Annotated in this window: 21 protein-coding genes; 16 read left to right on the top strand and 5 right to left on the bottom strand. The window is 69.9% G+C overall.

The annotated features are described in order from the left end of the window. The first annotated feature begins 78 nt into the window (after positions 1-78). Both HD557_RS26105 and HD557_RS26100 read left to right on the top strand, forming a co-directional pair. A complete protein-coding gene (locus HD557_RS26105) occupies positions 79-333 on the top strand; it encodes a type II toxin-antitoxin system Phd/YefM family antitoxin (RefSeq protein ID WP_008355785.1) in 255 nt (84 codons plus the stop codon). After that, positions 330-749: a type II toxin-antitoxin system VapC family toxin gene (locus HD557_RS26100; protein WP_008355787.1), complete on the top strand. Its 420-nt coding sequence runs from the start codon at positions 330-332 to the stop codon at positions 747-749. The genes HD557_RS26105 and HD557_RS26100 overlap by 4 nt, the downstream gene beginning before the upstream one ends. A 64-nt stretch (positions 750-813) precedes the next feature. On the opposite strand, the gene HD557_RS26095 is transcribed toward HD557_RS26100, so the two are convergent. Then, positions 814-2,157 carry an FAD-dependent oxidoreductase gene (locus HD557_RS26095; protein ID WP_008355789.1) on the bottom strand — a complete coding sequence of 448 codons (1,344 nt, stop codon included), beginning with the start codon at positions 2,155-2,157 and terminating at the stop codon, positions 814-816. A 326-nt stretch (positions 2,158-2,483) separates the two neighbouring features. Between HD557_RS26095 and HD557_RS28845 the strand changes: the two genes are divergently transcribed. Beyond that, a complete protein-coding gene (locus HD557_RS28845) occupies positions 2,484-4,487 on the top strand; it encodes an ArnT family glycosyltransferase (RefSeq protein WP_196876012.1) in 2,004 nt (667 codons plus the stop codon). Then, positions 4,484-5,710, top strand: a complete 1,227-nt coding sequence (locus tag HD557_RS26085; protein ID WP_196876011.1) for a glycosyltransferase — start codon at positions 4,484-4,486, stop codon at positions 5,708-5,710. Before HD557_RS28845 ends, HD557_RS26085 begins: the two co-directional genes overlap by 4 nt. On the opposite strand, the gene HD557_RS26080 is transcribed toward HD557_RS26085, so the two are convergent. After that, positions 5,707-6,534, bottom strand: coding sequence for a helix-turn-helix transcriptional regulator (locus HD557_RS26080; protein WP_196876010.1), 828 nt, complete (start codon positions 6,532-6,534; stop codon positions 5,707-5,709). The two genes, HD557_RS26085 and HD557_RS26080, sit on opposite strands and share 4 nt — an antisense overlap. A 101-nt stretch (positions 6,535-6,635) precedes the next feature. On the opposite strand from HD557_RS26080, the gene HD557_RS26075 reads away from it, so the two are divergent. Beyond that, positions 6,636-7,658 (top strand): aldo/keto reductase, encoded by a 1,023-nt coding sequence (locus HD557_RS26075; RefSeq protein WP_196876009.1) that lies wholly within the window; start codon positions 6,636-6,638, stop codon positions 7,656-7,658. An 8-nt stretch (positions 7,659-7,666) separates the two neighbouring features. Here HD557_RS26075 and HD557_RS26070 read toward each other — a convergent pair whose 3' ends face one another. Next, a complete protein-coding gene (locus HD557_RS26070) occupies positions 7,667-8,746 on the bottom strand; it encodes a citrate synthase (protein WP_196876008.1) in 1,080 nt (359 codons plus the stop codon). Positions 8,747-8,860: 114 nt separating this feature from the next. Between HD557_RS26070 and HD557_RS26065 the strand changes: the two genes are divergently transcribed. The 3 genes from HD557_RS26065 (at position 8,861) to pntB (ending at position 13,005) form a co-directional block, all read left to right on the top strand. Next, the gene (locus HD557_RS26065; protein WP_196876007.1) at positions 8,861-9,859 is read left to right on the top strand and encodes a DUF2332 domain-containing protein; all 999 of its coding nucleotides are present in this window, start codon (positions 8,861-8,863) and stop codon (positions 9,857-9,859) included. A 204-nt stretch (positions 9,860-10,063) separates the two neighbouring features. Further along, the gene (locus HD557_RS26060; RefSeq protein WP_196876006.1) at positions 10,064-11,593 is read left to right on the top strand and encodes a Re/Si-specific NAD(P)(+) transhydrogenase subunit alpha; all 1,530 of its coding nucleotides are present in this window, start codon (positions 10,064-10,066) and stop codon (positions 11,591-11,593) included. A gap of 11 nt (positions 11,594-11,604) precedes the next feature. After that, positions 11,605-13,005, top strand: coding sequence for a Re/Si-specific NAD(P)(+) transhydrogenase subunit beta (pntB, locus tag HD557_RS26055; RefSeq protein ID WP_008355801.1), 1,401 nt, complete (start codon positions 11,605-11,607; stop codon positions 13,003-13,005). Between the two features lie 39 nt (positions 13,006-13,044). Here pntB and HD557_RS26050 read toward each other — a convergent pair whose 3' ends face one another. Next, positions 13,045-13,887 (bottom strand): helix-turn-helix transcriptional regulator, encoded by an 843-nt coding sequence (locus HD557_RS26050; protein ID WP_196876005.1) that lies wholly within the window; start codon positions 13,885-13,887, stop codon positions 13,045-13,047. 101 nt (positions 13,888-13,988) lie between these two features. On the opposite strand from HD557_RS26050, the gene HD557_RS26045 reads away from it, so the two are divergent. From HD557_RS26045 to HD557_RS26030, 4 genes are all read left to right on the top strand, one after another. Then, positions 13,989-14,855 carry an oxidoreductase gene (locus HD557_RS26045; RefSeq protein ID WP_196876004.1) on the top strand — a complete coding sequence of 289 codons (867 nt, stop codon included), beginning with the start codon at positions 13,989-13,991 and terminating at the stop codon, positions 14,853-14,855. Further along, positions 14,852-15,583, top strand: coding sequence for an SDR family oxidoreductase (locus tag HD557_RS26040; RefSeq protein ID WP_196876003.1), 732 nt, complete (start codon positions 14,852-14,854; stop codon positions 15,581-15,583). The genes HD557_RS26045 and HD557_RS26040 overlap by 4 nt, the downstream gene beginning before the upstream one ends. A gap of 65 nt (positions 15,584-15,648) precedes the next feature. Then, positions 15,649-16,284, top strand: a complete 636-nt coding sequence (locus HD557_RS26035; RefSeq protein WP_196876002.1) for a YitT family protein — start codon at positions 15,649-15,651, stop codon at positions 16,282-16,284. A gap of 53 nt (positions 16,285-16,337) precedes the next feature. Continuing rightward, a complete protein-coding gene (locus HD557_RS26030; RefSeq protein WP_008355805.1) occupies positions 16,338-16,952 on the top strand; it encodes a nitroreductase family protein in 615 nt (204 codons plus the stop codon). A 2,214-nt stretch (positions 16,953-19,166) separates the two neighbouring features. Here the strand turns inward: HD557_RS26030 and ppgK are convergent. After that, positions 19,167-19,922, bottom strand: coding sequence for a polyphosphate--glucose phosphotransferase (gene ppgK / locus HD557_RS26025; protein ID WP_196876001.1), 756 nt, complete (start codon positions 19,920-19,922; stop codon positions 19,167-19,169). A 77-nt stretch (positions 19,923-19,999) separates the two neighbouring features. Between ppgK and HD557_RS28840 the strand changes: the two genes are divergently transcribed. From HD557_RS28840 to HD557_RS26005, 4 genes are all read left to right on the top strand, one after another. Then, positions 20,000-21,421, top strand: a complete 1,422-nt coding sequence (locus HD557_RS28840; RefSeq protein WP_196876000.1) for a fatty acid desaturase — start codon at positions 20,000-20,002, stop codon at positions 21,419-21,421. Between the two features lie 27 nt (positions 21,422-21,448). After that, on the top strand, positions 21,449-22,018 hold the full coding sequence (locus HD557_RS26015) for a TetR family transcriptional regulator (protein ID WP_008355812.1): 570 nt from the start codon (positions 21,449-21,451) through the stop codon (positions 22,016-22,018). 61 nt (positions 22,019-22,079) lie between these two features. Beyond that, positions 22,080-23,294: a M15 family metallopeptidase gene (locus tag HD557_RS26010; RefSeq protein ID WP_196875999.1), complete on the top strand. Its 1,215-nt coding sequence runs from the start codon at positions 22,080-22,082 to the stop codon at positions 23,292-23,294. 51 nt (positions 23,295-23,345) lie between these two features. After that, the gene (locus HD557_RS26005; protein ID WP_307785710.1) at positions 23,346-25,298 is read left to right on the top strand and encodes a M13 family metallopeptidase; all 1,953 of its coding nucleotides are present in this window, start codon (positions 23,346-23,348) and stop codon (positions 25,296-25,298) included. Positions 25,299-25,433 lie beyond the last annotated feature (135 nt).

Genomic DNA, 25,433 nt, shown 5'->3' with positions numbered 1-25,433 from the left:
TGACGCGCTCGAGTGCGGTTCCTCGGTTGCATCTGGTGGCCCCTCTGTCTAGTCTGTCTAGATGAAGGAGGTGGGTCGATGTCATGGCAAGTACAAGAGGCCAAGCAACGGTTCAGTGAGGTGCTTCGCGAGGCGACTGCTGGCGGCCCGCAGCTGATCACCAAGCACGGCGAGGAGATTGCCGTCGTGCTGAGCATCGATGACTACCGACGGATCGCTCAGCCACGACGGCCACTGTCCGAGTACTTGCTGGATGTGCCCAAGGGTGACGACCTCGATCTCGATCGCGACCGTTCAGACTTCCGAGAGCTTGACCTCGAGGGGATGGCGTGAGGTATCTGATCGATACGAATGTGGTCTCCGAGCTTCGGAAGAAGCGCCCTGACCCGGCCGTCGTCGCGTGGGTGAACGGGCTCGGAGCCGACGAGGTTCACCTGTCCGTCTTGACGGTAGGAGAGCTGCGGGCGGGAGCCGCTCGCCTAGCGGCACGAGGTGACGAGGTCGCGGCACAGGCGCTGACGGTCTGGATCGAAGGGCTCGTGGAGCAGTACGACGACCAGGTGCTGCCGATCACTGCCCGGGTCGCAGATCGCTGGGGCGAGCTGAACTCGGTGCGACCGCTGCCGGCTGTGGACTCGCTTCTGGCCGCGACTGCTCTTGAGCACGGGCTCACGGTCTCGACCCGCAACACCAAGGACTTCGCATCGACGGGGGTCGACGTTCACAACCCGTTTTCTGCCGAGGCTTAGCCGCGGAACAGAAGCGGGGCCGACCATCTCTGTGGATGGCCGGCCCCGCTGCGTACTCGCTTGGTCAGGCGTTGGAGATCTGGATCATCTCGTCGCGCGGGACGACCTTGATCCGCTCGCGACCCTGGGCCTCGCCGAGGGAGCGCTCGTGGTTGTCGAGCTTCTCCCAGCCCTCGATGGTGGTGAACTCGACGCCCTTGCCGGACAGGTGCTCGAGGACCGCCGCGGGCGAGGCGTGCTCGGCCGGCTCGAGCTTGTCGAGGTCGTGGAGGAGGTTGTCGATGGTCTCCTTGGCGTCGGACTTGGTGTGGCCGATGAGGCCGACCGGTCCGCGCTTGATCCACCCGGTGACGTACGTCCCGTTGATGTGCTCGCCGTTGAGGCCGAGGACCCGGCCGCCATCGTTGGGGATGACGCCGTTCTCGCCGTCGAAGGGCACGTCGGGGAGCGCCTCGGAGAGGTAGCCGACGGCGCGGTAGACGGCCTGGACCGGGGTGTCGGTGAACTCGCCGGTGCCGGAGACGGTGCCGTCGCCGTTGTATTCGGTCTTCTCGCTGCGCAGCGCGACCACGCGACCGTCCTCGCCGAGGATCTCGACGGGGTTCTGCATCATGTGGATGACGATCTTGTGGGGCTTGCCGGCGCTGGGGGCCTCCATGTACTTCAGGAGGATGTCGGCCACGAGCTTGGTCGCCTTGTGGCTCTGGATCGCCTTCTCGCCGGCCTCGTCGATCTCGAAGCCCTCCTCCTCGACCACTACCTCGACCGACGGGGAGTGGGAGAGCTCGCGCAGCTCCATCGGGCTGAACTTGATGTGGGCCGGGCCGCGGCGGGCGAAGACGTGGATCGTCTTGGCCGGGTTCTTCTTCAGGCCCTGGTAGACGTTGTCGGAGACCTCGGTGACCAGCTGCTCGTCGGCGGGCTTGGCCAGCATGCGGGCGACGTCGAGCGCGACGTTACCGGCGCCGAGGACGGCGACCTCCTCGGCCTCGAGGGGCCACTCGCGGGAGACGTCGGGGTGTCCGGCGTACCAGCTGACGAAGTCGGCCGCGCCGTAGGACTGGGGCAGGTCGATCCCCGGGATGTCGAGCTCGCGGTCGGCCATCGCGCCGGTGGCGAAGATGACGGCGTCGTAGAACCGGTGCAGGTCGTCGAGCTTGAGGTCGGTGCCGAAGTCGACGTTGCCGATGAACCGGATGCTGTCCTGGTTCAGGACGCGCTTCAGAGCCTTGATGATCTCCTTGATTCGCGGGTGGTCAGGAGCCACGCCGTAGCGAACCAGGCCGTAAGGGGCAGGCAGACGCTCGATGACGTCGACGCGCGCACCAGGGTGCTCCTTCGTGAGGATGTCGGCAGCGTAGATGCCGGCCGGGCCGGCACCGACGATCGCAACGCGGATGTCACGCATAAGGGAGTTCAACCTTCCGTGGAGTACTAAGGCAAGCCTAAAGGGGGTCGTGTAACCCTCCGAATCCGTTCCGCCAGGTGGTTACGTGGCCGTACGCGAGTTTCACGCTCAATCCTAGAACGTGTTCTCGTTTTGGGAGGATGTCGGGGAGTGATCTCCAACACGTACGGCGCGTCGTCGAGCCTGACTCGATGGTGTTCCGGGTATCGCCCGGAGTCAAGGCGAGGCCTTCGGCTGCCGGGCCGAACCGCTGTGAACCGCAGCACACAGGACGCTCACAGTCTCGTCGTAAGGCCGCCACAGACCCACGTCGGAGCCTCGTCGGCATGACCCAACTCCTGGACCCACCGACCAGTCAGGCGCCTGAGCCGACACCCCCGACAAGCCGATGGCGCCCGACCCCCGAGCGGGCGTCCCTGATCATCCTGCTCGCCCTGACCGCGGTCGCGTACCTGTGGACGCTGTCGGAGTCGGGATACGCCAACCAGTACTACTCCGCGGCCGCCCAGGCCGGCGGCGAGAGCTGGAAGGCGTGGTTCTTCGGGGCGCTCGACGCGAGCAGCTCGATCACGGTCGACAAGCCGCCGGCGTCGTTGTGGGTGATGGGCCTGTCCGTACGCATCTTCGGGCTGTCCTCGTGGAGCATCCTGGTCCCGCAGGCGCTGATGGGCGTGGCCACGGTCGGCCTGGTCCACGGCCTCGTCAGGAAGGTCGCGCCGTGGCAGGCGGGGATCGCGGCGGGGGCCTTCACCGCGCTGACGCCGGCGGCGGCGCTGATGTTCCGGTTCAACAACCCGGACGCGCTGCTGCTCCTGATGCTGGTCGGTGCCGGGTTCTCGACGTTGAAGGCGATCGAGACCGGCAGGGGCAGGTGGATGGTGCTGGCCGGGGTGCTGCTCGGCTTCGGCTTCCTGGCCAAGATGCTGCAGGCGTTCCTGATCGTCCCGGCGATCGCGGTGGTCTACCTGATCGCTGGCCGAGGCACCTTCGCGAGGAGGATGGCGCACGGCATCGCCTGCTTCGCCGCGATGGTCGTCAGTGCCGGCTGGTACATCGCGGTCGTCGAGCTCATCCCGGAGTCCTGGCGGCCCTACATCGACGGCTCGACCGGCAACTCGCTCCTCGAGCTGACGCTCGGCTACAACGGCGTCGGCCGCCTCAACGGCGGTGACTACGGCGGCCTCGGCAACGCCGGCTTCTCCAGCGGGGCCGGGATCCTGCGGCTGTTCCAGGGCGTCTCCGGCGGCATGGTCGCCTGGCTGCTGCCCGCGGCGCTGCTCCTCTTCGTGACCGGGCTCGTCGCGCTGCGCAAGGCGCCCCGCACCGATCTGACCCGCGCCACGCTCATGCTCAGCGGCGCCACGATGCTCGTCACCGGCCTGGTCTTCTCCTTCATGGAGGGCATCTACCACGACTACTACGTGGTCGCGCTGGCTCCGTGGATCGCGGTCACCGCGGTCGTCGGCACGGTCGTCATGTGGCGCGACCGCGACAGCCTCCTCGCCCGGGCCACCCTGGCGGTCGCCATGGCCGGCAGCTCCGTGTGGGGCTGGGTGCTCCTCGGGCAGTCGGGCGAGCAGCCGTACGACGCGCTGCGCTGGCCCGTCCTGATCATCGGTCTCGGGCTCGCCGCCGCGTTCGTCCTCGCGGACAGGTTCACCCGCCGGGCCGCGGGCGCAACGCTCGCGGCGGCAGCCGTGACCTTGGGCATCGGGCCGGCGGCGTACGCCCTCCAGACGATCGGCACCGCTCACACCGGCTCGATCGTGACTGCGGGGCCGTACGAGGGCGGGATGGGCGGCATGGGCGGCGGCCGGGCCATGCCCGGTGGTGGTCCGGGCGGCCAGGTCATCGGTGCGCCGCCGAACGGTGCCCCCGGCGGAGCCCAGGGCCAGCCGCAGCAGCTGCCGGGAGGCGGGGACGGCGGTGGCATGCCCAGCGGCATGCGGGGCGGCGGGATGATGGGCGGCGGCGAGGTCGACGAGGAGCTGGCCGAGGCGGTCAGCACCAACGCCGGCAAATACACCTGGGTGGCCGCGACGATCGGCTCCCAGACCGCGGCCGGCCTCCAGCTGGAGACCGGCGAGGCGGTCATGGCGATCGGCGGTTTCAACGGCACCTCGAACAGCATCACGCTCGAGCAGTTCCAGGAGTACGTCGCCGACGGCAAGATCCACTACTTCATCGCCGGCGGCGGGATGGGTGGGATGAGAGGCGGTGGCGACGAGACCTCCAGCGCCTCCGAGATCAGCGCCTGGGTGGAGGAGAACTTCACCCGGACCACCATCGGCAGCAGCACCGTCTACGACCTGACGGAGGACGCCTCGTGACCGCGGGAACGGAGCTCTCGAACGAAGGGTGGGTCCTCGACGGGAAGCGGCTGCTGACGGCGGTCGACCTGGTGATCCCGGTCCACAACGAGGAGAAGGACCTGGAGGCATCCGTACGCCGCCTCGACGGCTACCTGCGTACCCTGCCCATCCCCGCGACCATCACCATCGCCGACAACGCCAGCACCGACGCCACCTGGGAGATCGCGGAGCGGCTCGCGACCGAGATCACCCGGGTCCGGGCGATCCACCTCAACGAGAAGGGCCGGGGAAGGGCGCTCAAGGCGGCCTGGTCCACCTCGCGGGCGGAGGTGGTCGGCTACATGGACGTCGACCTCTCCACCGACCTGCGGGCCCTGCCGCCGCTGCTCGCCCCGCTGCTCTCGGGACACTCGGACGTCGCCATCGGGTCCCGGCTGGCCCGGGGCAGCCGGATCGAGCGCGGCCCGAAGCGGGACCTCCTGTCCAAGGGCTACAACCTGCTGCTGCGCGGGGTGCTCTCCGCGGAGTTCACCGATGCGCAGTGCGGCTTCAAGGCGGTCCGCCGGGACGTCGCGGAGAAGCTGCTCCCGCTGGTCGAGGACGACAGCTGGTTCTTCGACACCGAGCTGCTCGTGCTCGCCTCCGAGGCCGGCCTGCGCATCCACGAGGTGCCGGTGGACTGGGTCGACGATCCGGACTCGAGGGTCGACATCGCCGCGACGGTCAAGGAGGACCTCCGCGGTGTCGCCCGTCTCCTGAGAGGACTGGTGTCAGGACGGATCGACCTGCGCGGAGTGGCCGCGCTGAACGAGGCCATCGTTCCCGGCCCGAAGCGAGGCCTGCCCGAGCAGCTGATGCGGTTCGCCGCCGTCGGAGCGATGAGCACCCTGGCGTACGTCGTCCTCTACTCCCTCCTCCGGGTCACGGTGGACGCCCAGATCGCGAACCTGGTGAGCCTGCTGGTGACCGCGGTCGCCAACACGGCGGCCAACCGCCGGCTGACCTTCGGGATCACCGTGCGGCAGGGTGCCGTCAGGCATCACGTCGCCGGGCTGCTGGCCTTCGGGCTGGGGCTGGCGCTGACGTCGGGCTCGCTCGCGCTCCTCCACCTGGCCGCCCCGATGCCGGCCAGACCCACCGAGCTGGTGGTGCTCGTCGTCGCCAACGCCGCCGCCACCCTGGTGCGATTCGTCATCCTGAGGATGGTGATGGCCGCGCCGCGCTCTGCGATGGTGGCCTAGGAGAAGGCCTGGGTTCCGATCACCCGGAGCAGGTCGAGCTTCTCGGCCGCATCGGTGCCTTCGGCGGGGAAGTAGGCGACCAGCTGGATCTCCTGCCCCTCGCTGAAGAGCACCTCGCAGCGCACCTCGACGGCACCGACCTCGGGATGGAGGAAGGTCTTCCGGTCGGCGCGGCGTACGCCCACCTCGTGGCGCTCCCAGAGCTCGCGGAACTCCGCGCTCGCGGCAAGCAGGTCGTCGACGAGGCCGGTGACGTCGGGGTCGCCGGCGCGACGGGCGTGGGTCGCGCGCAGGTCGCTGACGTGGACGGCCGAGATCCGGTCCCAGTCCTCCTCGGGCATCTGCCGGAAGGCCGGGTCGGTGAACCAGCGCCACACCATGTTCTCGGTCTTCCCTCCGCTGCCGCGCAGGTGTCCCACCAGCAGGTCGGCCATCGGGTTGGTGAAGAGCACCTCGCCGAGGTCGTTGCAGATCATCACGGGCAGGTCGGTGAGCCGGTTGGCCAGGGCGATGAGCCCGGGGCGTACGTGGCCTCGGCGGGGCGGTGGGGTCATCCCGGCCAGGTAGTAGAGGTGGTCGCGCTCGTCGAGGTCGCACTGCAGCGCCCGGGCGACCGCGTTGACCACGGACTCCGAGGGCGCCGACCCGCGGGCCTGCTCCAGCCGGGTGTAGTGGTCGGTAGACACACCGGCGAGCATCGCGACCTCCTCGCGGCGGAGGCCGGGCGTACGCCGGCGGATGCCCTCGGGCAGGCCGACGTCGGCCGGGCGGATCAGCGCCCGCCGTCGGCGCAGGAAGTCGGCGAGTGCGTTGCGGTCGGTCACACCGACCAGTATCGATCCGGAGCCGAGCCTCAGCCAGGGAGAAGCCGTCCCTGGATGAACCGGCCCTGCCGTACGTCTCGGAAAGCCCGCACGGTGGAGGCATGACGAACTCACAGACAGCCCAGACACAGTTCCAGAAGCGCCGCCTCGGCAGCACCGGACCGGAGGTCTCCTCTCCCGCGCTCGGCGGGATGAGCCTCTCCGGCGCCTACGGCGCGGTCGACGACGAGGAGGGCGTACGCGTCATCCACGCCTATCTCGACGCCGGCGGCACCCTCATCGACACCGGCGACTTCTACGGCGCCGGGCACAACGAGATGCTCATCGGCCGGGCGCTGCGTGAGCGCAGCCGCGACGATGTGGTGCTCTCGGTGAAGTTCGGCGCCCTGCTCACCCCGGTCGGGCTGCCGGTCGGGTTCGACGGCCGTCCCGAGGCGGTCAAGTCGTTCCTGACCTACTCGCTGCAGCGGCTCGGCACCGACCACATCGACATCTACCGCCCCGCCCGCCTGGACCCGCAGGTGCCGATCGAGGAGACCGTGGGTGCGGTCCAGGAGCTGGTGGAGGCGGGCTACGTACGCCACATCGGGCTGAGCGAGGTCAGCGCGGACACCATCCGGCGGGCCGCCACGGTGGCCCCGATCAGCGACCTGCAGATCGAGTACTCCTTGCTCAGCCGGGATATCGAGACCAACGGCATCCTGGACACCTGCAACGAGCTGGGCATCGGCATCACCGCCTACAGCGTCCTCGGCCGCGGCCTCATCGGCGGCAGTGGCGCGCTCGGCGGCGCGCTCGCGCACATGCCGCGGTTCCAGGGAGACAACCTCGACCACAACCGCGCCCTGCTGGTCACCCTCGAGGAGATCGCCGCGGCCAAGGGCGTCACCCTGGCGCAGCTGGCCATCGCCTGGGTCGCGGCCCGGGGCAAGCACATCGTCCCGGTCATCGGCTCGCGTCGGGTGAGCCAGATCGACTCGATGGCTGGAGCGAACGCGGTCATGCTCGACGAGGCCGACCTCGCCCGCATCGACGCCGCGGTGCCCGTCGGTGCCGCTCGTGGCGACCGCTACCCCGCTCAGTTCATGGACCAGCTCGACAGCGAGCGGCCGGCCGCGGGCTGATGCGGGGGTCAGGCGGTGGGGTCGGTCGCGCGCCAGCGCAGCGGGTTCTCCTCGGACTCCTCGGCGACGTGCGCGGCGAGGCCGACCGTACGGCCCACCTGGAAGAACACCTCCGCGGCGGCGTCGGGCAGCTCGCAGGTGAGGACGAGGGCCGCGAGCGCCCCGTCGATGTTCGGCCGGCGATCGGTGCGGGCGGCTATCTCGGCCAGGCGAGACAGAGTCGGCGCGGAGCCGTCGACGAGGGCGAGCCGAGCCAGGATCGCATCGGCTCGTGGGTCGCCCTCGGGATGGCGCCAGTGCCCGAAGCCGGGGACCGGGCTGCTCGGGTCGGCCGGCGGGCCGTCCCGCAGCACGGCGAGAGCCGACCGGCCGATCCCGCCGTGCAGCTGCCCGGAGAGGGCTGCATAGCCGGCGACCAGGCAGTCGTACGCCGAGGCCCGAGCCGAAGCCGCGACCCGGGCCGCCACCACCGATGCGGCCAGGCCGTGGTCGAGGAGCGCGACCAGCGTGGTGTTGAGCGTGGCCACCTCCCGCGGGCTTCCCGGGCGCCCGGCGACGGCGGCGAAGATCGCCTCGGGAACCGGGCGGTCCTGGTCGGCGCGGCCGTCGAGTGCGAGAGGCGCCGCCCGCAGGAGGTCCTTGGCGACGCCGGCGGCCGCGGCGGGCCTGACCCACTCGCCGTGGGAACCGGCCCACTGGGCCAGTGCGGGGAGCCGTCGGTGGAGCGGGAGCGCGGCCAGGTGGTCCGGCACCTCGACGGCCACCGACGGGGCCGGACCCAGGACGAGATCGACCACCTCGTCCAACGGCTCGTCGGCGAGGTCGGCCAGGGGCACGCCGCGCAGGAACAGCTCACCCTCGCGTACCTCGCTCACGCTCGAGCGGACCGAGCGCATCGGCAGCACGCCGAGCGGGGAGCCGGGATGGTGGCGGGTGCTGGCCAGCGCGTCGATCTCGGCGCGGTCGAACAGGCTCTCGCCGCCGCTGCGGCGCCGGGTGAGCAGGCGCCGGCTGACGTAGGTGTAGAGCGTCGTGCGCTTCACCCCGAGGCGCTGAGCCGCCTCCCGCGTCGTGATCCACTCCGTCACGACCACACTCTCGCCCACGGAGCGGCTCCGGCGCCATGTCGACTCGATCGACATCGCGCCACCCGGCCCCGCGGCGGCACGGTGAGCTTCCGACCCGTCCGAGGAGGAGCCGCCATGCTGCCGCTGAACGACCTGACCGACATCCGGGGGAGCTACCTGCTCCATGCCGCCGAGATGTCCACCTCTCCCTGCTACCTCGCCTGGGCGAGCGCCGTCGCCGACGACCCGGAGGTGCTCCGGGTGCTGAGCGACCTGCCGACGCTGAAGCAGCAGGCCAACCTCGTCTTCGCGGCGGCTCGGTGGCACGGCCTCGAGCCCGGGCCCTACGCCGACCTCCGGGCCATGCTCCTCGGGCCGGAGTGGCCGCTGATGCGCGAGACGATCCTGGCGCGGCGTACGCAGACCAACGAGGTCGCCCGGCTGACCGCGCTGACCCCGGCACTGGGGATGCTCGGGGACCGGCCGCTCGCCCTCGTCGAGCTCGGCGCCAGCGCCGGGCTCTGCCTCTACCCCGACCGCTACGACTACCTCTGGGACGGCGCGGGCGAGCTCCGCGGCTCCGGCGGGCCGGTCCTCCGGATCCCGTCGGACGGGCCGGTCCCCGTGCCCGCCGCGCACCCGCGCATCACCGCTCGCGTCGGGATCGACCTCAACCCGCTCGACGTCACCGACGAGGAGGACATCAGGTGGCTGCTCACCCTGATCTGGCCGGGCCACGACGAGCGCCGCGACCGCCTCGCCGCGGCGATCGAGACGACCCGGGCCGAGCCACCCCGGCTCCTTGCCGGCGACATGCTCGACCGGCTGGACGACGCGCTGGAGATCGCCGCCGCCTCCGGCGGCACCCCGGTGGTCCATCACAGCGCGGCCGCGGCCTACCTGGACGAGCAGGATCGCGCCCGCCTCGAGCACCGCATGCGTACGCTCGTGGCGGCCGGCCGCTGCCACTGGATCAGCCTCGAGGGCCCGCGGGTGATTCCGTCCCTCGCCGCCGGTGCGCCGAACCCGCCCGACCCGGACCATCACTTCTGTCTCGCGGTCGACGGACGGGCGGTCGGCTGGTTCCAGGGCCACGGCGCGGCTCTCCGCTGGGACGTGGCCGTGAGACCGTGAGGAAGACCACAGGTCTTGGACCGATACAACCGGGCAACCCTGGTGTCCACGTGCTGATCTGCCCTACCGTTACCGGCCGGTAACCAGCACGGTGGGGTTCCGGACCCGCGCCGGTCATGAATCGGTCACGCGCTGATCGGCTGACCGGGATCCCACCATGCTGGAGACTGAAGACACTGCGCAGCTAGACCCAAGGAGTCGAGGATGCTCATCGGAGTGACCCGAGAGACGAAGCCCGGGGAGACCCGGGTCGCGGCCACCCCCGCGACCGTCAAACAGCTGACCGGCCTGGGCTATGACGTCGTCATCGAGAGTGGCGCCGGGGAGGCGTCCAGCTTCACGGACGAGGCGTACGCCGAGGCCGGCGCCCGCATCGGCACGGCCGCCGACGCGTGGGGTGCCGACCTGGTCTTCCGGGTCAACGCCCCCTCCGTCGGCGAGGTCGAGCTGCTGAAGAGCGGCGCGACGCTGGTCGCCCCGCTGGCGCCGGCGCAGAGCGGTGAGCTGCTCGACGCCCTGGCCGCCCGCAAGGTCGACGCGTTCGCGATGGACGCGGTGCCGCGTATCTCGCGGGCGCAGTCCATGGACATCCTCTCCAGCCAGGCCAACATCGCCGGCTACCGCGCCGTCGTCGAGGCGGCCCACCACTTCGGCCGCTTCTTCACCGGCCAGGTGACCGCGGCGGGCAAGGTGCCGCCGGCGAAGGTCCTCGTGGCCGGTGCCGGTGTTGCCGGCCTGGCCGCCATCGGCGCCGCGAGCTCGCTGGGCGCGATCGTGCGCGCGACCGACCCCCGCCCGGAGGTCGCCGACCAGGTCAAGTCGCTCGGTGGTGAATACCTGAAGGTCGAGGTCGAGGTCGAGAAGTCGACCGACGGCTACGCCAAGGCGACCTCGGAGGCCTACGACCAGCGCGCCGCGGAGATCTACTCCGAGCAGGCCGAGGACGTCGACATCATCGTGACCACCGCGCTGATCCCGGGACGCCCCGCGCCCCGACTGATCACCGCCGCGGACGTGGCGTCCATGAAGCCCGGCTCGGTCATCGTCGACATGGCCGCCGCGATGGGCGGCAACGTCGAGGGCACCGTCAAGGACGAGGTCGTCACCACGCCCAACGGCGTCACGATCATCGGCTACACCGACCTGCCCGCGCGCCTCCCCGCGCAGTCCAGCCAGCTCTACGGCACCAACCTGGTGAACCTGATGAAGCTGGTGACGCCCGAGAAGGACGGCGTCCTCGCCCTCGACCTCGAGGACCAGGTCCAGCGCGGCCTGACCGTCGTGCACGACGGTGGCGTGCTCTGGCCGCCCCCGCCCGTGCAGGTGTCGGCGGCTCCCGCCGTGGCCGAGCCCGCCGAGGTGGCGGTCAAGGAGGAGAAGAAGCCGCTCTCCGCCGGTGCCAAGCTCGCGCTCGTCGGCACCGGTGCGCTCGCGCTCTTCCTGCTCAACGCGGTCGCTCCCGCCGAAATCACCCGGCACTTCACCGTGCTCACGCTCTCGGTGGTGATCGGGTTCTACGTGATCGGCCACGTGCACCACGCGCTGCACACCCCGCTGATGTCGGTGACCAACGCGATCTCCGGCATCGTCGTGGTCGGTGCCCTGCTGCAGCTCACCGTCGCCGACAACGTGGTGCTCGTGCTCGCGGGCATCGCCACGCTGCTGGCGAGCATCAACATCTTCGGTGGCTTCGCCGTGACCCGCCGCATGCTCTCGATGTTCCGGAAGGCCTGAGGTAACACGTCATGGATATCTTCTCGATCGCCGGCGCCGCCTACCTCGTCGCCGCCCTCCTCTTCATCCTGTCGCTGGCAGGTCTGTCCAAGCACGAGACCGCCTCGCAGGGCTGGCTCTACGGCGTCGCCGGCATGGCGCTGGCGCTCATCGCGACCGTCATCCAGGTCGCCGACGCCGGCACCACGACCGCGATCCTCGTCCTGGCCGGTGCGGTCGCCGTCGGCGCGGTCATCGGCCTGTGGCGCGCCAAGGTCGTCGAGATGACCGGCATGCCCGAGCTGATCGCGCTGCTCCACTCCTTCGTGGGTCTGGCCGCCGTCCTGATCGGCTGGAACGGCCACCTCGAGGCGGCCGCCGGTCACATCCACGGGGGCGCGATCCACTCCGCCGAGGTCTTCATCGGCGTCTTCATCGGTGCGGTCACGTTCACCGGCTCGATCGTCGCGTTCCTCAAGCTCTCGGCGCGGATGAAGTCGGCGCCGCTGATGCTGCCTGGCAAGAACGTCATCAACATCGGCGCGCTGGTCGTCTTCGTGATCCTGACCGTCGTCTACGTCATCAACCCGACGCTCCCGCTGCTGATCGCCGTCACGGTCGTGGCGCTGGCGCTCGGCTGGCACCTGGTCGCCTCCATCGGTGGCGGCGACATGCCGGTCGTGGTCTCCATGCTCAACAGCTACTCCGGGTGGGCCGCGGCCGCCTCGGGCTTCCTCCTGAGCAACGACCTGCTGATCGTCACCGGTGCCCTGGTCGGCTCCTCGGGTGCGTACCTCTCCTACATCATGTGCAAGGCGATGAACCGCTCGTTCATCTCGGTCATCGCCGGCGGGTTCGGCATCGAGGCCGGGCCGTCCGGTGACGTCGACTACGGCGAGCACCGCGAGATCAACGCCGAGGACACCGCCGAGCTCCTCGCCGGCGCCTCCTCCGTGGTCATCACCCCGGGCTACGGCATGGCCGTCGCCCAGGCGCAGTACCCGGTCGCCGAGCTCACCCGCATCCTGCGGGACAAGGGCGTGGACGTACGTTTCGGCATCCACCCGGTCGCCGGCCGCCTGCCGGGCCACATGAACGTCCTGCTGGCCGAGGCCAAGGTGCCCTACGACATCGTCCTGGAGATGGACGAGATCAACGACGACCTGGCCGAGACCGACGTCGTCCTGGTCATCGGTGCCAACGACACCGTGAACCCGGCCGCCGCCGAGGACCCGAGCAGCCCGATCGCGGGCATGCCCGTCCTGCGGGTCTGGGAGGCCAAGAACGTCGTCGTCTTCAAGCGGTCGATGGCCGCGGGCTACGCCGGTGTGCAGAACCCGCTCTTCTTCCGTGAGAACTCGCAGATGCTCTTCGGTGACGCCAAGACCAAGGTCGACGAGATCGTCGGCGCCCTCGCCCGGGTGCCTGCCTGAGGGACCCGCGGCGAGACGTCGCTCAGGACGGCCGAGCGGTCACGATCGTGACTCCTCGGCCGTTCTGCGTGTGGCGGCGAGCGTGCCGAGCAGCCTGAGGGCGTCGGCGCTCTGCGTGGCCGGTTCGGCGTGGTAGACGATGAGCTCCTGGCCGGGCGACGACTTCACGTCGAAGGCGTTCATCCACAGAGTCATCTCGCCGACCTCGGGGTGGCGGAACCGCTTGGACTCCATGCGCTTGCGGCGAGCCTCGTGACGCTCCCACAGCCGGGCGAAGTCGGGGCTCCGGGCGAGCATCATGTCGACGACCTCGTTGATCCGCGGCTCGGTGGGATCCTCGCCGTACGCCATCCGCAGCCCGGCCACCGTGTAGGCGGCGACGTGCTCCCAGTCGGGGTAGAGGCTGCGCCCACCCGGGTCGAGAAAGATCTTCACCACCAGGTTGGCGCCGTGCTCGAAGCCTCCGAAGAGGGCGTACGCCAGGGCGTTCCCGGCCAGCAGGTCGTAGCCGCGTCCGAGAACGATCGCCGGGTTGTCGGGCCACATGTCGAGGAGGCGCCGCAGCTCCGGGTCGACCCGCTCCGTCGGAGTCGTACGCCGCGCTCCCGGCGCCACACCGGCGAGCTGGAACAGGTGCAGCCGAGCATCCTCGTCCAGGATCAGCACCTGTGCCAGCGCCTCCAGCACCTGCGCCGACGGGCTGCGCTCGCGGCCCTGCTCGAGACGTACGTAGTAGTCGACACTCATCCCGGCCTGGGTCGCGACCTCCTCGCGCCGCAGCCCCGGCACCCGGCGACGGCCGAAGTCCGGGATCCCGGCCGCCGCGGGCGTGACCTGAGCACGCCGGGCCCGCAGGAAGTCGCCCAGGAGGTTGTCGGCCATACCTCCAGGCTAGAGGGCGGATCCGCGCGATGCCTGGGTGTGCTGCTCCCAGGCAGAACGCGTCCTGTTGTCGCGGGCGCGACCGGCCGATCGTCGAGGGTATGAACCACAACGGAACCACCACATCCAGGACCTGGCTGATCACGGGAGCCTCCCGCGGCTTCGGCCGGGCGTACGCCGCGGCAGCCCTCGCCCGAGGCGACCGGGTCGCCGCCTCCGTCCGTGCTCCGGATGCCCTCGACGGGCTCCGGGAGCGATACCCGGACACGCTGCTCCCGCTCACCCTCGATGTCACCGACCGGGACGCCGTCCGGGCGGGTGTCGCCCAGACCGAGGAGCGGCTCGGCCCGCTCGACGTCGTCGTCAACAACGCCGGCTACGGCCACTTCGGCGCGGTCGAGGAGCTGACTCCGAGCGATCTGCGGGACCAGATCGAGACCAACCTCTTCGGTGTCCTCCACGTCACCCAGGCGGTGCTCCCCCGAATGCGGTCCCGCGGGGCCGGCCATCTCGTGCAGATCTCCTCGATCGGCGGCATCGGCGCCTTCCCCAACGTCGGGGCCTACCACGCCTCCAAGTGGGCGCTGGAGGGCCTCAGCGAGGCACTTGCCGCCGAGGTCGCCCGGTTCGGCATCCGGGTCACCATCGTCGAGCCCGGCGCCTTCGGCACCGACTGGAGCGGCCCGTCCGCCCGCCACAGCACACCGCTGGACGCCTACGACCCCATGCGCGAGGAGGCCGCCGCGCGTCGCGCTGGCTTCAGCGTCGGCGACCCGGCCGCCGCTGCGGACGCGGTCCTGGAGATCGTCGACGCACCCGAGCCGCCGCTGCGGGTGCTCTTCGGCGACCAGGCTCCCGATCTCATCCGGGGCATCTACGAGCGGCGGCTCGCCGAGTGGGACGCGTGGGGACACCTCGCCGTCCGATCGCACGGCGGGGCTGAGCCGGCCGAGGTGAGCGCGCGATGACCGCCGACCAGAAGATCGTCCTCGTCACCGGCGCGTCCAGCGGCATCGGTGAGGCCACCGCCCGACGGCTCGCCACCGAGGGCCACCACGTCGTGCTCGCGGCCCGCCGCAAGGACCGCCTCGACGAGATCGTCACCGAACTGACCGGTGCCGGGAAGTCTGCCGAGGGACATGCGCTCGATGTCACGGACCTCGCCGCGTACAAGGCTCTTGTCGACGACGTCGTCGCAGGTCAGGGGCGCATCGACGCTGTCGTGGGCAATGCCGGGGTCATGCTGCTGTCCCGTCTCGACGCGTTCTTGATCGAGGAGTGGGACCGGATGATCGATGTCAACGTACGCGGCCTCCACCACGGGATCGCCGCCGCCCTGCCGCACTTCCAACGGCTTGGTGGCGGGCACTTCGTCACCATCGCCTCGATCGCCGCCCACCAGGTCAGCCCGACTGCTGCGCTGTACGCCGCCACCAAGCACGCGGCGTGGGCGCTCACCGAGGGCCTGCGGCAGGAATCCGACCCGTCGATCAGGGTCACCACGATCTCGCCGGGCGTGGTCACCTCCGAGCTCGCCACCCATCTCACCGACCCCGTGGCAGCCGAACTGATGGCGACCTACCGTGCTCATCAGATCCCCGCAGACGCGATCGCCAGGGCGGTCGGATTCGCCCTCGCGCAGCCCCCGGACGTCGATGTCAACGAGATCGTCGTGCGTCCGACAGGCCAGCGGTGAGGCGACCGGGAGTGGTGCAGATCTCGTCCTTCTGAATTCCCCGCGGCTCGGGCACGGCACCCAGAATGAGTGTCGTGTCCGAGCCGTTGACAGACTCCCTCGAGTCGATCCGCGTCCCCCACACCCTGCTGGAGGACGCGCTCGGCTACGTGACCAGCATCGTGGTGACCTCGCTGGGTCTCTACCTGATCCAGTCGGTCGGCTCGGTGACCGGCGGCACCGCCGGCCTGAGCCTGCTGGTGAGCTACTGGACCGGGCTGCCGTTCGAGGTGCTGTTCGTGCTGGTCAACCTGCCCTTCTTCGGGCTCGCGCTCTCCAAGAAGGGCACCTGGTTCACGGTCCGGTCGCTGGGCTGCGTCATCACGGTCTCGGCGATGACCCGGGTCCACGCCGACCTGCTCCCGCTCGATGGGCTCGACACGATCTACGGCGTCGTGGCCGGCAACCTGCTCGTCGGCCTCGGGCTCCTGGTGATCTTCCGCCACGGCGCCTCGCTGGGCGGGTTCAACGTGCTCGCCCTGGTCCTGCAGGAGCGGCTCAACCTGCGCGCCGGATACGTCCAGATGGGCCTCGACCTCAGCGTCATCCTGCTCGCGCTCGCCGTCGTCTCGCCCGTGACCGTCCTGCTCTCCGCCCTCGGTGCGGTCGTCCTCAACATCATCCTGGCCTTCAACCACCGCCCCGGCCGCTACCTCGCCTGACGCCCTCTGAGACAGTTTGTCGCTCAAGTCAGTAGACATTGCAGAATGGATGCATGACTGCCGCGAAGCGCGCGCCCCAGCCCGGCGCCGAGGACCTGACCGAGCACCTGCGTGACCGCTGGTCGGTGAGCGTCTTCGACCCGGCCCACGAGCTCGCCGACGCCGAGATCAGGCTGCTGCTCGAGGCGGCCCGATGGGCACCGAGCGCGGGCAACAGCCAGCCGTGGTCCTTCCTGGTCCTGCCTCGTGGATCGGCAGGCCACCAGACCTTCGTCGCCCACCTCTCCCGCGGCAACTCTGGCTGGGTCCCGCGGGCCTCGGCCGTCTTCGTGGCGGTCGCCCAGGTCGCCGCCGACCCGGACGGCAACGGCCCGAAGTGGGCCGACTACTCCTACTACGACCTCGGTCAGGCGGCGGCGCACCTGTCCGTCCAGGCCGCCTCCCTCGGGCTGTCCTCCCATCAGTTCGCCGGGTTCGACCACGGTGCGGTGGCGGCAGCCTTCGGCGTACCGGACTGGTGGAAGGTCATGACCGGCATCGCGGTGGGCCTCCACGGCGACCCCGCCGAGGTCGACCCGAGGGATGCCGAGCGCGAGGAGCGCGAGCGCGTCCGGCGTCCGCTCGAGGAGATCGCGTACGCCGACAAGTGGGGCACGCCCTGGGCGTGACGTCCCGCGTGGCCGTCCGGGGAGCGGTCCAAAAAGGTCGTACCCGGCGGGGCATCGGTCTAAGGTGCCCGGGTGGAGAGCGGTCAGGGAGCACGTCTGCTCCGGCGCGTGGCAGCGGGTCTGTTCGTGCTGGGGCTGCTCGGTGCTGGGCTGGTGATGACGGCGCCGACAGCCGTCGCGGCACCCGATGACGGGGTCGGCGAGTCCTCGCGCACCCGCTACGTGCTCGACGAGAAGGCCCGGACGGTGAAGGTGAAGTCCGAGATCACGGTCACCAACCAGCAGCCGAGCACGGCCACGACCTACTACTTCCTGACCGGTCACGCGATCCCGATCCCGGCCGGCGCGAAGAAGGTCAGGGCGACCAGCAACGGGGCGAACCTGCCGGTGAGCACCGAGAAGGTCAATGGCACCGGTCTCGAGGTGGTGACCGTGTCCTTCCCGAACCTCTACTACGGCAAGTCGCGCACGATCACCTGGACCTACGAGCTGACGGGCGCCCCGATCCGGGCGAAGAGGAACCACATCCGGATCGGTGAGGGCTACGCCGTCTTCCCCGTGATCGGCCTCGGTGACGACGGGCAGGTGACCGTCGACGTGGTGCTGCCGAAGTCGATGACGTTCACCGCCTCCTCGGGCGACTTCACCAAGAAGACGAAGGGCAGGACGACGACCTGGCACTCCGAGGGCGACTTCGTCGACGCCGGCGTCTCCGCCCGCGACCCGAAGGCCTTCGACGAGAAGAAGATCGAGATCGGCGACACGAAGCTGTCGCTGCAGAGCTTCCCCGAGGACGAGGACTGGCTCGACTTCGCCGAGAAGCGGGTGACCGAGGGCATGCCGGTGCTCGAGCGCCTGACGGGCAACGAGTGGCCCGGTGGTCTGGAGACCATCCGTGAGGACGGCTCCGCGGAGGCGGTCGGCTACGCCTGGTTCGACTCCGACGCCGACGAGATCGTCGTCTCCGAGGATCTGGACACGGCGATCCTCTACCACGAGATGACCCACGCCTGGATCAACCCCGACCTCGTCGAGGGCCGCTGGCTGAGCGAGGGCCTGACCGAGGTCATCGCCCAGCGCGCGACGAAGGAGGTCGGCGCCAAGGGGCAGAAGTACGGCAAGGTGAAGCGTGGCGGCAAGGCCGCGTTCCCCCTGCTGAGCTGGGACGCCGAGGGGTGGAGCCAGGAGAACGACGCGTACGGCTATCCGGCGGCCTACACCGCCGTCTCGGCGATGCTCTCCGACCTCTCCGACGAGCAGCTCACCCACGTGGTCGACGACGTCTACGACGGCCGCAGCGGCTATGACCCCGCCGACGACGAGATCAGCAGCGGTCCGGTCGACTGGCGCTTCTTCCTCGACATCGTGCAGCGGTACGACACCGACGCCTCTCCGGAGAAGCCGCTGAAGACGTGGGTGCTGACCCGTGCCGAGGCCAAGCAGCTCAAGCCCAGGGCCAAGGCCCGCCAGGCGTACGCCGCGATCGACACCGCCGACGGCAAGTGGATGCCGCCCCTGGGGCTGCGCGACGTCATGGCCGCGTGGACGTTCGAGGACGTCGACCCGGTCATCGGTCAGCTCGGCGCGGCGAGCGCCGACGCCGCCGCGGTCCAGGAGGCTGCGAAGAAGGCCGACCTGCCGGTGCCGACGGCGGCCCGGGAGGCCTACGAGGGCGCGAACGAAGACGCCCTCTATCGCGACCTCGCCACCACGCTGCCTCGCACTGCCGAGGTGATCACCGAGGTCGGCGAGGCCACGGCCGACGTCGAGGGGATGCAGGACCCACTGACCGAGCTCGGTGAGCTGGTGCTGCTCCTCGACGCGGGCGCGGCCGGCGCGCGAGCGGATCTCGACAACGGCTATCTCGAGGACGCCTCCTCCGCCGCGGCCGGGGTGAGCGCCCGGGCCGACTGGGCCCTGGCCGTCGGCCTGGTCGCGCTGCTGGTGCTCGTCGGTGCGGCGTACGCGGCGTTCCGGGTGCTTCGCAGCCCGTGGGCACGGGGCCGGCGCCAGGCTCGCCGGCAGCGGCGCGCGGCCCGCAAGGCCTTCCTCGCCCAGGTCAAGGAGACGAAGAAGGCCGGGGCTCCGTGGGATCGCCCGGCACCGCCGATGCCGCCGATGGGCGGCCCGCCGATGCCCGGTCCGCCGATGCCCGGCCCGCCGATGGCCGGTCCGCCGGGCAGCCGGCCAGGCAGTCCGCCGGGACCCACGGGATCAGTCGGTGGCGAGCTCTTCGGCGTACAAGGCGGCCCCTACGGCCCCCGCGGTGTTGAGCAGCTTCGCCGGGATGATCTCGGTGTCCAGTTCGAGCAGCGGCAGGAACTCCGCCGCTTCCTTCGACACCCCTCCGCCGACCAGGAATAGGTCGGGCGAGAAGAGCATCTCCAGGTGGCGGTAGTACTTCTGCAGCCGCTTGGCCCAGTGCTTCCAGGAGAGGTCCTCGCGCTTGCGGGCGACGTTGGAGGCACGCGTCTCGGCGTCGTGGCCGTCGAGCTCGAGGTGGCCGAGCTCGGAGTTGGGCACGAGCACGCCGTCGTAGAGGAGCGCCGAGCCGATGCCGGTGCCGAGCGTGGTCATGATGACCAGCCCGCGCCGGCCCTTCGCGGCGCCGTAGCGGACCTCGGCCAGGCCGGCCGCGTCGGCGTCGTTGACCACGTGCACGTCGCGCCCGGTGGCCGCGGTGAAGATGGCGTCCGCGTCGGCGCCGATCCAGGACTTGTCGATGTTGGCCGCGGAGTGGACCACCCCGTGGCGTACGACCCCCGGGACGGTCACGCCGACCTTCCCGTCGTAGTCCGGGAACTGGGCGAGCAGGTCGACGAAGATCTCGGCGATGGCCTCGGGGGTGGAGCGTTCGGGAGTCGGGATGCGTACGCGTTCCTCGGCGAACTCGCCGGTCGCGAGGTCGATCGGGGCACCCTTGATGCCGGTGCCGCCGAAGTCGATGCCGAAGGGCAGGCTCGTCGTCATGCGTCCATCCTATTTACAAGCACCGACGTGACGTACGACACTTGACAGATCATCCTGAATTGTCAAGGGGGCCGACGATGGAGATCGCCAACAGCACCGTGCCCGACGGCTCGACCGAGCAGTGGCGCGACAAGAAGCGCTATCTGTGGCTGCTGGGCCTGGTGGTTCCCATCCTGGGCTTCATCGCGATCGGCGGCTGGCATCTCACCGACATCGGCGCGTTCCTGTGGACCGGACCGATCATCATCCTGATCGTGGTGCCGGCGATCGACCTGTTCGCGGGGCTCGACCAGTCCAACCCGCCCGACGACATGATCGAGGCGCTGGAGAACGACCGCTACTACCGGTGGATCGTCTACTCCTACCTCCCGCTGCAGTACGCCGTCTTCATCGGCGGCATGGCCATCGCCGCCCACGGCGCCTTCGACGGCCACACCCTGAGCACGGTCGACCGGGTCGGGCTGGCGATCTCGGTCGGGTGCATCGGCGGCATCGGCATCAACACCGCCCACGAGCTCGGCCACAAGCGCGAGGACGTCGAGCGCTGGCTGTCCAAGATCGCCCTCGCGCAGAGCTTCTACGGCCACTTCTACATCGAGCACAACCGCGGTCACCACGTCCGGGTCGCGACGCCGGAGGACCCCGCCTCGTCCAGGGTCGGCGAGTCCTTCTACGCCTTCTGGCCGCGCACGGTCTGGGGGTCGCTGAAGAGCGCGTGGCGGCTGGAGAGGAAGAGGTACGCCCGCCGCGACCAGCACCCGTTCCGGATCGGCAACGACGTACTCAACGCCTGGCTGATGTCCGCCGTGCTCTGGGGCGGGCTGATCGTGTGGCTCGGGCCGGTGGTGATCCCGTTCCTGCTGATCCAGGCCGTGGTCGGGTTCTCGCTGCTCGAGGTCATCAACTACATGGAGCACTACGGGATGCTGCGGCAGAGGGTCGGCCGGCGCTACGAGCGCGTCGACCCCAGCCACTCATGGAACTCCAACAACATCGCGACCAACGTGCTGCTCTACCACCTGCAGCGCCACAGCGACCACCACGCCAACCCCGTACGCCGCTACCAGACTCTGCGCGACTACAAGGAGTCTCCGGTGCTGCCGACCGGCTACGCCGGGATGATCCTGCTGGCGATCCTGCCGCCGGTCTGGCGCCGGGTGATGGATCCGAGGGTGCTGGCGCACTTCGACGGCGACATGTCGCGGGCCAACATCCTGCCGCGCAAGCGGGAGAAGATCCTGGCGAAGTATCCGCCGCCCGCCGCCGACCGGGCCGAGGCCGGCGACGACACCGTCGCCCAGGTCATCGCGGCCGAGGTCCTGGCCGCGCGCTGCCCCGGCTGCGGCTACACCTACCGGGTCGAGGAGGGCAACGAGGCCGAGGGCTTCGCCGCCGGCACGGCCTGGGCGGACGTACCCGACGACTGGTGCTGTCCGGACTGCGGTGTCCGGGAGAAGGTCGACTTCGTGCCGCTGGCGTCGGACTCGGTCGAGTCCTAGGGGCCGGGCGCACTAGACTCTGGCCCCATGGCGGCCGGAGTACCTGAAACCACCCGTCAGCGGATCCTCGACGCTGCCGTCGAGATGACGACCGAGACCGGGTGGGCGAGCGTGACGATGTCGCGCATCGCGGAGCGGTGCGGGGTCAGCCGGCAGACCGTCTACAACGACATCGGCGCCAAGCCGGCGCTGGCCAAGTCGCTGATCCTGCGCGAGCTGGAGCAGTTCCTCGCCGTCGTGAGCGCGGCCTTCGACGAGGAGGACGACTTCCTCGGGGCGATCCGACAGGCGACGTACGGCGTGCTCGACCGTGCCCAGGACAACAAGCTGCTGCACGCGGTGGTCTCGGCCACCCACGGCGCCGACACCGAGCTGCTGCCCTACCTGACCAGTCACAGCGAGGGGCTGCTCGGCTACGCGATCGAGATCATCCACCAGCACATCGACAAGTTCGACCATGGGCTCAGCGACCATCAGGCCGATGTCGCCATCGAGATGGTCGTGCGGGTCGTGCTGAGCCACGTCATGCAGCCCACCAAGTCGCCCGACGAGACGGCCGACGACATCGCCTGGCTGGCGTCGCGGGTCCTCGGCTGAGTTACCCACGAGTTGGGTCGTCACCAACCCTCGCCTAACCTTCCTGCGGGGAGGTGACTGGATGCGACAGGTCTCGTTGAGAGCGGCCGCGGCGATCGGGGCGGTCCTCGTGGTGACCCTGGCGGCCTGTGCAGGCGAGCCGTCCAAGCCGGCCTCCCCGAGCGGCAGCCCGAGCGCGAGCGCGAGCGGGGCCGCGAAGGACGAGAGTCCTGTCGCCGACCCCTCGCACGCCGTGGAGATGCCCGGCAAGCGCGAGGGCACGCTGCACTCGACCGACCTGCTGATCCTCTCCGAGGACACCCTCTCCTCCGCCGACGTCAAGAAGATCCGGTCTCTCGACGGTGTGTCCGGGGTCGAGCAGATCTCGATGGCCCAGGTCAGCGTCGAGGGGCGGCTGGTGAAGGTGGTCGCGGTCGACCCGTCGACCTACCGCAACTTCGCCCCCTTCCAGAGCGCCGACTCCGACGAGGTCTGGCAGCGCGTCGCCGGAGGCGAGGTGGCGATCGACCCCGAGCGCCAGGACGAGCTCCCGGCCGACAAGGACGGCTTCGTCACGCTGGGCTCCAAGAAGGACGCGACCACCGTCCACGTCGGTGCGTACGCTCCCCAGCCGCCGGGCCTCGCCGCCGCGGTCGTCAACCACAAGTGGGGCGAGGAGATGGGCATGGAGAAGGGCAACGCGCTCATCGTCTCCACCGCCGCCATCGCCCCCAACCGGGTCGTCGCGCCGATCCAGAAGGTCGTCGGCTCGGACGCCTCGGTCCAGCGCCTCGACGTCGTCGCCCGCGCCGGCCTCGACCCCAACGCTCCCCAGAAGGCCTACGTCGTCGGCACCGTCGCCGAGGCCGTCGGCAACTACACCTACCGCGCCAACGGCGACGGCACCATCACCCCCGCCTCGAGCTGGGTGAGCTCCCACATCGTGACGGCCCAGGTGCCGATCCTCGGCTCGGTGACCTGCAACAAGGTGATGATCCCGCAGCTGCGTGCGGCGCTGCAGGAGGTCGTCGACCGCGGCCTGGCCAAGAAGATCATCCCGTCGCAGTACGCCGGCTGCTACTACCCCCGCTTCATCGCCAACACCACCCAGCTCTCCAACCACGCCTTCGGGACCGCCGTCGACCTCAACACCGCCGGCAACCAGCGCGGCACGGTCGGCGAGATGGACCGCACCGTCGTCTCCATCTTCGAGCGCTGGGGCTTCACCTGGGGCGGCAACTGGAAGTGGACCGACCCGATGCACTTCGAGATGAACCGGATCGTCAAACCTGGCTAACCCCGGGGTAGTTGCCCACCCGCTTGGGACGCCGCATCTACGCTGGGGCCTGTGACGATTCTTGATGACGCCCGCCCGGGCATGGACGACAGCATCCGGCCGCAGGACGACCTGTTCGGGTTCGTCAACGGCACCTGGCTCCGAGAGGTCGAGATCCCGGCCGACCGGTCCAGCTGGGGGCCGTTCGTGATGCTGGCCGACCAGGCCGAGAAGGACGTGCGCGCGATCATCGAGGAGCTCGCGGCGTCCGGCGGCGAGCCGGGCAGCGACGCCCAGAAGATCGGTGACCTCTTCGCGAGCTTCATGGACGAGGCGGCGGTGGCCGAGCGCGGCGTACGGCCGCTGGACGGTCTGAGGGCCGCCGTGGACGGGCTCCGCGACGCCGACGACCTGGCGGCGTTCCTGGGTGAGGTCGAGCGGATCGGTGGCCACGGGCTGTTCGGGTCCTACGTCGACAACGACGACAAGCAGTCCGACCGTTACATCTTCAACCTTCTCCAGGGCGGCCTCGGCCTGCCCGACAAGGACTACTACTTCGACGAGAAGTTCGCCGAGGTGCTGGGGAAGTACGCCGGCTACCTCGAGCGGCTCTATGCGCTCGCCGAGCACCCCGACCCGCGTGCGGCCGCCGAGACGATCATCCGGATCGACACCCGCCTGGCCGAGGGCCACTGGGCGCGCGAGGAGACCCGCGACAAGCAGAAGACCTACAACCTGCTGACCCTCGCCGAGCTGCGTGAGCTGGCCCCCAACTTCAACTGGGACGCCTACGTCCGCAACCTCTCCGGCTCGAAGCTGACCACCGACGCGGTGCTCGGTGAGGTGGTCGTGCGGCAGCCGTCCTTCTTCGCCCACCTCTCCACGGTGCTCGGCGAGGTCGACATCGACGACTGGAAGCTGTGGCTCTACTTCCACGTGCTGCGCTGGGCGGCGCCGTACCTGACCGACGACTTCGTCGAGACCAACTTCGACTTCTACGGGCGCACCCTCAACGGCACCCCCGAGCTGCGCGAACGCTGGAAGCGCGGCGTCGCGCTGGTCGAGGGCGCGATCGGGGAGGCGGTCGGCAAGGAGTACGCCGCGCGCCACTTCCCGCCCGAGGCGAAGGCCCAGATGGACGAGCTCGTCCACAACCTCCTGGAGGCCTACCGCAAGTCGATCTCCGAGCTCGACTGGATGGGCGAGGAGACCAAGGAGAAGGCCTACGAGAAGCTCGACAAGTTCACGCCGAAGATCGGCTACCCGAACAAGTGGCGCGACTACTCGGCGCTGCAGATCAGCAAGGACGACCTGATCGGCAACGTCTCCGCGGCGAGCGTCTTCGAGACCGACCGGCAGCTCGGCAAGCTCGGCGGCACGGTCGACCGTGACGAGTGGTTCATGCTGCCGCAGACGGTCAACGCCTACTACAACCCCGGCACCAACGAGATCTGCTTCCCGGCCGGCATCCTGCAGCGCCCGTTCTTCGACAAGGACGCCCACCCGGCGGAGAACTACGGCGGCATCGGCGCGGTGATCGGCCACGAGGTCGGCCACGGCTTCGACGACCAGGGTGCGCAGTTCGACGGCGACGGCAACATGCAGGACTGGTGGTCGCCGGAGGACAAGGCGGCCTTCGAGGTGAAGACCAAGGCGCTGATCGAGCAGTACTCCAAGCTCTCCCCGCGGGACCTGCCCGGCGAGTTCGTCAACGGTGCCCTGACCGTCGGCGAGAACATCGGCGACCTGGGCGGCCTGACGATCGCCCACACCGCCTACATGCTGGCGACCGGTGGCACGGCGGAGATCGGCGACCGGCAGCGGCTCTTCCTCAACTGGGCCTACGTGTGGCGTACGGTGCGCCGCAAGGAGCAGGCGCAGCAGTACCTGACGATCGACCCGCACAGCCCGCCCGAGTTCCGCGCCAACATCGCGCGCAACCTCGACGAGTTCCACGAGGTCTTCGGCACCGCTCCGGGCGACGGTCTCTGGCTCGATCCGGAGGAGCGCGTCCGGATCTGGTGACCCCTGGGGGTAGGGGTATTGGTCAATATTCGATAACAACGTAAAGGAGTTACGCGGGAAGGCGGCTTCATAAATCCGCATTGCAGGAAATTGTTTCTCCGCGCTATCGATTCCGGTGCAAGGATTCCCCCAATC

This window comes from Nocardioides luteus (assembly GCF_015752315.1).
Taxonomy (GTDB): Bacteria; Actinomycetota; Actinomycetes; order Propionibacteriales; family Nocardioidaceae; genus Nocardioides.
This window is presented reverse-complemented; position numbering and strand designations above follow the sequence as displayed.